This is a genomic window from Coleofasciculus sp., from assembly GCF_046539235.1.
In the GTDB taxonomy this organism is placed as follows: Bacteria; Cyanobacteriota; Cyanobacteriia; order Cyanobacteriales; family Coleofasciculaceae; genus Coleofasciculus.
The window spans coordinates 1-3,381 of the sequence record NZ_JBKHHI010000566.1 but is presented as its reverse complement, the minus strand read 5'-3'; the positions used below and the strand labels follow the sequence as shown (position 1 = coordinate 3,381).

Sequence of the window (3,381 nt, the reverse complement as noted above, 5' to 3'; positions counted from 1 at the left end):
CCCTTGGTTCGCATCCACTGAGAATTCACCCGAATCCGCGTTCCAGGTTGATCATCACTAATCAATTGTTCCAAAACAGGCATCAGGGGAAGCACAAAGCGGCGATGACTCAACGACGCCAAGGTTTCGATCGCATTGGCTAAATCCCGCGAATCTGTTGAATACAGCAGGCGTTGCACCACGTTGACGGTACGGGAATGACCCAGACAGGAGAGAATATACAAAACACGCTGAATCAGCCGTTGATGATAATCCGCGATCGCAATGGCTAAAGGTTGCCAACTGGGATTATCCTGAGGTAACTGTTGCTGCCATTGACGGCTGCGCGTCACCTGCTGAAAATCAGCACTCAGATACTTGAAGAGGATATCACTCGCCTGTTTCGTCCGCACTTGACCAATCGCCGCGATCGCCGCGTCTACGACATCAGGATTGGACGAGGATAAACTATCTTGGGCTAACGCTAATCCCTGTTCCCCATACGTCGCCAGCGCCACCGCCGCACAGCGACGCACTTGTGGGTGATTATCCCCCAAGCCAATTGCCACATAGCGCAACATCCCTTTACAGCGAGTAATTCCTAACAGATTAAATGCCGCCGCCCGTACCCAGGGATCGGGATGTTCCAATTCCGAGACAGCCAATTCCGCCAGTTCCCAATCCCCCGGATGCGCCAAGGTTACCAGTGCTGCTAATCCCTCACGTTTCACCTCTGGGGTGGCGTGGGCAAGAATCCGCTTCAGAGAGGGAATTAACTCCGGATTGCCGCTACAAGACACCACCCGCACAATCGCCTGTCCCGTGGTACTATCTAACTCTGATTGCCATAACTGTTCGCAGGTGGTTTTGATTTGGGGATTATTAATCACCCCCATTTGAGTCGCCGCGACTGAGGCTAATAGGCTGACTTCCTGACTAATATCACCGAGTCGAGAGCGGAGTTGTTCCTGTTCCAGAGGCTGCTGATTGGCAATTAACACTTCTAACGCCGTGGCTCGGACGTGGGAATTTGGGGCGTCTAACAGCCGCTCAAAGTGATGGATGGTGTCTAAATCGGGTTTATGGCTAAATAGTTTAACTATCCCGCGTCGGATGTCTGGATCAGTTTCACCAAGGAGTTTCCGCACGTCTGATAAAAATTGGCTCGGTTGTCCCAAACCTGCGGCTAATTCTAAGCCTTTAATTTGTGTGTACCGTTCATCACTGTTGAGCAAATCGTGAATCATCGGACTGGATTGAGGCGGTAATTGCATCAATCCCTCACCAATTTCATCCAGATTCACCGCATCGGAGCGTAACATGACTTCTAAGCATTGGACATAGCTATTGCCCATAAACAAGCGCACCATCAGCAATAGCACCGTTAAACTGATGGCAATCCAGATAATCTGCTCTAAGGTGAGAAAAGATTGAGCAATCCACAACAGCCCACCCGCTAACGTTAACCCGATCGCATAAAATAAGCCATCACTGAGCGATCGCACTCGTCCCATAAATTCTGGAGGGACGGCATTATAGTTTAATTGATGGACAGGTAAGTTAATCCCTTTATACAATCCATCACTATTCACATTCGCCGCGATCGCCGCTTTTAAATTAAAGTTAAATGCTAGTCCCAGTAAACTGGCTAATGTTGTCACCGGGTAAACCAGATTCATTCGTCCCACACCTAATCGTTGCAACAGAGGGCGAGTGAAACAGTAGAGGATCACCATCTGTAGGATACTATTCGCCACTCTCAGCAATCCCAGAAAACTGGTTAATTCTCGGTCATTGGTGAAGGTTTGGGCATAAATGCTTAAATATTCAAACTCTGACGTAATATAGATAATCACTAACAGAAAGCTACTACTCGCCAAAAATAGGATAATGGGGTAACGCTTCACTAAATCAGGAAACGTCCTTAACGCTTCAACTAAGTTCACCGGGGTTTGACTCCGATTTGTCTCGATGCGCCGTTGAGAGCGTTCCAGATAAATCAGTTGCGCGATCGCTACCGCACAGACAAACGGCAAACTCAGTAGCATATCCTCCGTCGTGAAAAACTGGGAGAGCAAACTGGTCAAACCGCCGCCCAACAAGATACCCACCGCCTGCGCCATTCCCATAAAGGGCGCGTAGCGCTTGTACTCCAACACTGTGAAATAATCCATCAACAGGTTGGGCAATAAAATATTGTTATACAAATCCCATTGGAAGAAAATCGCGATAAAGATAAGATAATAGACCCATAACGTATCCAGGGTGATCAACAGTCGCATCCCCAGCGCCATAGCGATGGCAAAGAGCAGCATATAGCGGAAAAGCTGGGGACGACTAAAACGGTCAACCACTTGGGAAAACACCGCATAAGCGGGCATTGAGACTAACCCAATCAGCACATAAAACAGGGGCAGATTCTCGGAACCTGCATGACTCAGAAACAGGGAATTAGCGATCGTCATCGCCAAAATGTTATAGGTGAGAATCGTCACCCCCAGAAATAATAAATGAGCCAGCCGTTGTACCTTCCAAATCGAAAGACCAAAACGTTGCTCAATAAATTGACTTACCATGGGTGTTTGGGTTAAGAGGATGACATGACAATAATTTTACCGACATTTTCCGACATTGTTTGACATGCCAGTGAAGCGTTCGCTCTTTGTTGCCAAAATAAATTAACATGATTTCAGAGAGAGTCAATGGACTAAACCTTTGATATACCCTAGGGTGGGTTTCGACTTCGCCAGGACCTACCAGCATACCAGTCAGTGGCATTCGACTTAAGTTTCTAGCGAAGACAGCGCAACTACGAACCTAAAGCCAACACTATTTTGTCTGCCATGCTACAGTTCAAGTATAGGGTTCTGTGAAGATTGTCAAAGCTATGTTCAGTAAATTAGGGGGATTTAAAATTTGCTTCATCGGGATTTCTTCACTTCTGTTGATTACACCAACAGCAACGGCTCAACGCAATTCTGCACCAATACCGTCCTTAGTTCCTCTAGAAACAGAATTATTAGAACCCGATACTATCCTACCCCCCAACATAGTTACAGCTAATACAATATCCCAGCAAAACATTACAATTCCTAGCCTTTGGTGGGCAGAAGAGCAGTTTGATAAGTTCGGCGGTAAACTCCTCGTGAACTGGCTGGCTTACCAAGATAAACAACGGGTTGATTTGGTGGTTAGCCGTCAACCTTGGACGCTGCTCAATTATTTAGAACGATACAGCTTTATTAATCATTTTGGAACGGTTGCTAGAGACTATAACTATAATGTCAGAGTCTTCAATGATCGAGCCGAACTCTTAGCTACCTATACTTGTGATTATACGACTCCAGAGCTACCCTCTTGTGAGGTTTTGATATTTGAGGGTTTGGGACCTGCGGGTTTACC

The 3,381-nt window shown here is 46.7% G+C and carries 2 protein-coding genes; one reads left to right on the top strand and one right to left on the bottom strand.

Features of this window, described 5'->3' with window-relative positions; translation table 11 throughout:
- Positions 1-2,555, bottom strand: a 2,555-nt coding sequence (locus tag ACLFWI_RS28585; protein WP_446415747.1) for a HEAT repeat domain-containing protein, incomplete at its 3' end; no start/stop codon positions are given.
- 311 nt (positions 2,556-2,866) lie between these two features.
- Between ACLFWI_RS28585 and ACLFWI_RS28580 the strand changes: the two genes are divergently transcribed.
- A partial coding sequence (locus tag ACLFWI_RS28580) for a hypothetical protein (RefSeq protein WP_446415746.1) occupies positions 2,867-3,381 on the top strand: 515 nt, incomplete at its 3' end.